This is a genomic window from uncultured Eudoraea sp. (assembly GCF_947258925.1).
Classification (GTDB): domain Bacteria; phylum Bacteroidota; class Bacteroidia; order Flavobacteriales; family Flavobacteriaceae; genus Eudoraea.
Window position 1 is genome coordinate 1 of record NZ_CAMYKG010000070.1, and the last position, 3,922, is coordinate 3,922.

Genomic DNA, 3,922 nt, shown 5'->3' on the forward strand with positions numbered 1-3,922 from the left:
TATAAACTCCAGGTATTCCCAATGTCGGATAGCGGATTACAACCCAGATATTCTCCCGGAATAGGATGATAACTCAGAACATTTTTTCCAATTTATTCACTGGAGTAGTTAATTTCAAAATATTTACATATGAGGCAAATAGATCTGCAAATAATATTATAGTTTTATTAACTTGGGGTTTTTAAAACGGAAAAACCAGAAACAGATTAATCATTAATCTATCACAACAAAAAAATATGAAAAATATGAACACCATCTCCAACCGAATTAAATTTCTTGCTCCCCTATTTGTTTTTGCATTTGTAATTCAAAGCTGCAACCAGGCACCCAAAGAAGTTGAAAAAGAACAAATAGTCGAGGCAGAAAAGCCCGAGTATTTTTTGCTTCGTCCTGAAACGGAAAAAGCCTATGGGTATTCTCATGCCGTGAAAATTGGCAACGATATTAAAATATCCGGAGCTGTTAGTATGGACAACGACGGAAATCCAACCGCTGTAGGGGATTTTGAGCAACAAATGAAAAATTGCTACGCGGATCTGGATAAGATATTAAAGCATTATGGGTGCACTTTTGACGATGTTGTTGTTGAGAATGTATTTACAACCAATATGCCTTTATTTCTGGAACACGCCGCTTATAGGAATACCGTTTATACAAAGCAGTTTCCTACAGGCTCCTGGCTTGGTGTTAAGGAATTGGCATTACCCGAGTTTATGATAGAAATTGAATTGGAAGTGCATAAAAGCGAATAGATAGTTCCGTAGAGTACACTCAGAGAAGTCTTTTCGGAGAATAATATGTCCACAATCTATATCTAAACAAGTTTAAATGAATTTAAATCAAATAACTATTCCATCCCTTGATTTGACTAAATCCATTCCATTCTATGAAAAGATCGGATTAAAACTAATTGTTAAGGCCTTACCACATTACGCAAGATTTGAATGTCCTGATGGGGATAGTACTTTTTCTATACACCAAACCGAAAAACTACCTTCAGGAGATGGAATATATGTGTATTTTGAATGCGAAGATCTGGATGAGTACGTAGGTAAGTTATTTTCCAAAGGAATCGAATTTGACGAATTACCGAATGATAAACCCTGGCTATGGAGGGAGGCCAGGCTAAAAGATCCTGATGGTAATCAATTAATACTGTATTACGGAGGAGTGAACAGGAGGAATCCTCCATGGAAAATCTAGAAATTCAGCCTGGCATTGTACAGGATCTGCCAAATAATTGAATATTTCTGAATTATTTAGTAATATTTTTCTATTTTTAAATACTCCCTCGAAGACAGCACGTCCCGCCCTGTTTGTCTTATCAACCATATATTTATAAGTAAGATAAAAATTCCGATCCCTTAACTATGCCGCTATTTGACCAAAATATTTGCTTTTATGATTACCTGAAAATCCCTATTCTAATTCTTGCGCTTTTATCTTGGAGTACATTTTATTCTCAAAAAGAAAAAAATAAGGCAACTCCCTTTGTAACAGTATATGATCTGAATGGTATAAAAATATCCAAGGGTAGAATCGCCGTCCTAACGGACACTTCCCTGGTAACCGGGCCCAGAGAAAAACCCGTAACTATTGAAGTAACCAGTATTGGTTCTATAAAAACAAAACGATCAGCGGGGCATAATATCCTCATGGGTGCGGTTATAGGCACAGGAACCGGAGCAATTTTGGGGTTCGCAACTGGCGGTGAAGGTGAATGGTGGGGCAAAGGTGAGGGTGCTGGTGGTTTTGGATTTATTTTTGGAGCCATGGGTGCAGGAATAGGTGCAATCACGGCAATTTTTAAAAAAACAAATACCTTTTCAATTGACGGTGATACCATAAAATGGAAAGCATTCAGAGAAGCGATAGGTGAGCAAAGCCCGCTGCCTTAAAAAGGTGTTGGTAATCGTTTTTGTTAAACCCGCTGTTATATTTTTAAAGGCATTTAATATTATACCCTTATCAACGGCTTTTGAGATATATTGAACCCCTGTTATTTCCCACTTTTTTGCATCTTCCTCGTTTCCACAAAAGTGCCAACTACTTTACCACTTTTTCTAGCTAGTACAACGGCTTCTTCCATTCGTTTTACAATCTTTTCATGCCACACCTGCTCGGAAACACTACAAGATTGAGATAAGTCATAGATGAGTAATGGCATTTTATCTCCAGCACCATTAGCTGCGAGCCCTACTACATGTTCAGAGCCAATATTAGAAGTAAAAATAGAAGCACCAACTATAAACCACCCAATATTACGACCCGCCAGGAAATAATCCTCGGTGTTCTTTTGTTTTTGCTTTATAACTCAAAATGCTACTCCAAGCAATATAATAAAGTATGCCGTAATTACTACCCAATCTAAAGAATCAAATCCTTTCATAAATTATACTTTTGATACGTATCTGTTCCAAAGAAAATGGAATTATAATTTCAGATTAAATTTTTCGCTTGTTAAAATAATCAAAACCGATTAACCTGATACCAATTTTTAATCTACCCGGAATACTAAAGTGACAATTAGAGATCAAGTAAAGAAATGAGCTTAGATAAAAATAGGCTGTTTATTGGTTCTGTATTGTTTTTAGAAGTAGTCATTGTTCCAGGTTATTGGCCCGGAAACTTTCAAGATCGTTGTTAATGAATTCTATTGATAATTCTATAGGATTACAGCATATCTCGCAATCTTCAACGTAATTCTGCCGTTGGATAGAAGGATCTAACAGCATTGATATTTCTTCCCAACAATAAGGGCACTGAAAGTAGTGTTCGTACATCGAAGAGATTAAAAGTCTACATTCAATAACTGACCGGTTAATTGCAAAAGCTCTAATTCGGCTAGTTTGGCATCGTACTTTGCGAGGTTTTTGGTGGTTTGAGCAGTTAAGAGATTAATCTGAGCCTGTCTGAATTCTATTGATGTAATCCTTCCCAGTTGGTATTGCTCCCTTGATCGTTCAAAATTATTCTGATTGGTAATTACTGCTTTCTCCTGGATTTGATATATCGTCAATCTATTTTCATAAGTTTCAATGGCATTCTCAATATTCCGCTCTACCTCAAGTTCAACCTGCTTTTTTAATAACTCCTGATTTTCTAAGGCTATTTTAGCATTCCTAACCTGAACAGTAGTAATTCCACCATCAAAAAGATTCCAGGTAAGGCCCGCACTTAGATTTAGATTTAAAGTGCTATTGTTGACTCCGGGAAAGAAAGCGGAGGCGGCACTTTGATTTAAATTCCAACCATATGAACCCGTTAAACCAATCACCGGTAAATACCCGGATTTACTTACTTTGACGTCATATTCGTTTATGGACAGATTCCTTTCCGTTTGGAGGAGGGCCAGGTTGTTTATTGATACATCATCAACCATCGCTTGCAATTCCAGCATCGGTATGAAAGTAATTAATGTATCTACCTCATATAAGTTTGTTACCTCCTGGTTGAGTACAACATTTAAATCGCGTTTGGTGTTTTTCAATAATCTCTGGGTATTTAGGAGAATTATACTATCATTGGTAACATCAACTTCTGCATTTAATACATCCAACTGTGTGTTTTGCCCATACTCAAATGCGTATTGGGCCCTTTTAATCCGATCCTTTGAAACCTCCAAAGCTTCTTTCTGTGCAAATTCATTTTCAGATAAACGGGCAACTTCAAAATAGATACTCAATAACTGAAGTATGGTGTTTTGGATAGTTTCCCTGGCCTGCAATTCCGTTAATTGGTACTGTTCCTTCAGCCTTTTATAATTGTATCTGCGTCCTAAGCCATCAAAAAGAATATAGTTTAAATTCAGCCCCGCATTATAGCGCTGTGCTTCGGCTTTATTAATTTCAAAATTCGGCCTGGGAATTCCATTTTCATCTACCTGGCCCGGAAATTCAATAGTAGAATCATCCCTGTTATA

6 protein-coding genes and 1 pseudogene are annotated in these 3,922 nt (G+C 36.8%); 3 read left to right on the forward strand and 4 right to left on the reverse strand.

Translation table 11 applies throughout. The features are described from left to right. Nucleotides 1-245: 245 nt before the first annotated feature. The 3 genes from Q0X77_RS15145 to Q0X77_RS15155 all read left to right on the forward strand — a co-directional run bounded on the left by Q0X77_RS15145 (nucleotide 246) and on the right by Q0X77_RS15155 (nucleotide 1,898). A complete protein-coding gene (locus Q0X77_RS15145; RefSeq protein ID WP_297705089.1) occupies nucleotides 246-752 on the forward strand; it encodes a RidA family protein in 507 nt (168 codons plus the stop codon). Between the two features lie 76 nt (nucleotides 753-828). Then, nucleotides 829-1,203, forward strand: a complete 375-nt coding sequence (locus Q0X77_RS15150) for a VOC family protein (RefSeq protein WP_297704962.1) — start codon at nucleotides 829-831, stop codon at nucleotides 1,201-1,203. A 167-nt stretch (nucleotides 1,204-1,370) separates the two neighbouring features. Further along, nucleotides 1,371-1,898 (forward strand): hypothetical protein, encoded by a 528-nt coding sequence (locus Q0X77_RS15155; RefSeq protein WP_297798660.1) that lies wholly within the window; start codon nucleotides 1,371-1,373, stop codon nucleotides 1,896-1,898. A 101-nt stretch (nucleotides 1,899-1,999) separates the two neighbouring features. Here the strand turns inward: Q0X77_RS15155 and Q0X77_RS15160 are convergent, their stop codons facing one another. From Q0X77_RS15160 to Q0X77_RS15175, 4 genes and pseudogenes are all read right to left on the reverse strand, one after another. After that, a complete protein-coding gene (locus Q0X77_RS15160) occupies nucleotides 2,000-2,167 on the reverse strand; it encodes a hypothetical protein (protein ID WP_297798662.1) in 168 nt (55 codons plus the stop codon). Between the two features lie 30 nt (nucleotides 2,168-2,197). After that, nucleotides 2,198-2,311, reverse strand: a pseudogene (locus Q0X77_RS15425) (hypothetical protein); the annotation flags it as partial. Nucleotides 2,312-2,600: 289 nt separating this feature from the next. Then, nucleotides 2,601-2,783 carry a CPXCG motif-containing cysteine-rich protein gene (locus Q0X77_RS15170; RefSeq protein WP_297704967.1) on the reverse strand — a complete coding sequence of 61 codons (183 nt, stop codon included), beginning with the start codon at nucleotides 2,781-2,783 and terminating at the stop codon, nucleotides 2,601-2,603. Nucleotides 2,784-2,791: 8 nt separating this feature from the next. Further along, the coding region (locus Q0X77_RS15175; protein WP_297798661.1) for a TolC family protein at nucleotides 2,792-3,922 on the reverse strand (1,131 nt) is incomplete at its 5' end.

Excerpts from the sequence above, each read along its gene's own strand:
- Q0X77_RS15145 (WP_297705089.1), top strand. The coding sequence starts at position 246 with ATGAACACCATCTCCAACCGAATTAAATTTCTTGCTCCCCTATTTGTT.
- Q0X77_RS15150 (WP_297704962.1), top strand. The coding sequence starts at position 829 with ATGAATTTAAATCAAATAACTATTCCATCCCTTGATTTGACTAAATCC.
- Q0X77_RS15155 (WP_297798660.1), top strand. The coding sequence starts at position 1,371 with ATGCCGCTATTTGACCAAAATATTTGCTTTTATGATTACCTGAAAATC.
- Q0X77_RS15160 (WP_297798662.1), bottom strand. The coding sequence starts at position 2,167 with ATGCCATTACTCATCTATGACTTATCTCAATCTTGTAGTGTTTCCGAG.
- Q0X77_RS15170 (WP_297704967.1), bottom strand. The coding sequence starts at position 2,783 with ATGTACGAACACTACTTTCAGTGCCCTTATTGTTGGGAAGAAATATCA.